This is a genomic window from Vibrio sp. D173a (assembly GCF_030248475.1).
In genome coordinates, this window is sequence record NZ_JAHGAH010001432.1 from 1 (window position 1) to 403 (window position 403).

1 pseudogene is annotated in these 403 nt (G+C 44.7%); it reads right to left on the reverse strand.

Annotated elements, in window-relative coordinates:
- Nucleotides 1-333, reverse strand: a pseudogene (locus KIV40_RS33865) (FKBP-type peptidyl-prolyl cis-trans isomerase); the annotation flags it as partial.
- Nucleotides 334-403: the final 70 nt, after the last annotated feature.

The following is a 403-nucleotide window of genomic DNA, read 5'->3' on the forward strand; positions in this document are numbered from 1 at the left end:
CAACAACAACTTCGTCACCGTCTACTTCAGTAACTTCTACTGGGATTGGACCTTGGTCTGTGTCTGCTAGGAAACGCATGCCAACTTCGATCTGCTCAACACCTTGGAATACGTCTGCTGGTACACGCTGAACTAATGCATCGTTGTGCTCACCGTAAGCGTCTTCTGGACTCACTGTTGCAGAGAACTTATCGCCCGCAACTTTGCCTTCAAGCTCTTATGACCGTGAATGTAATCTAGTGGAGCTTCTGCAGTTGATTGGTCAACTACTACGCCATCTTCAAGTTTCACTTGATATGCAACACTAACTACTACGTTCTTTTCAATTTTCATGAGAGCTCCAAGGAGGTTTGGACTAAGCTCCAACAATTGAGCTTAGGAAAAATTCTGTACCGGGATATTA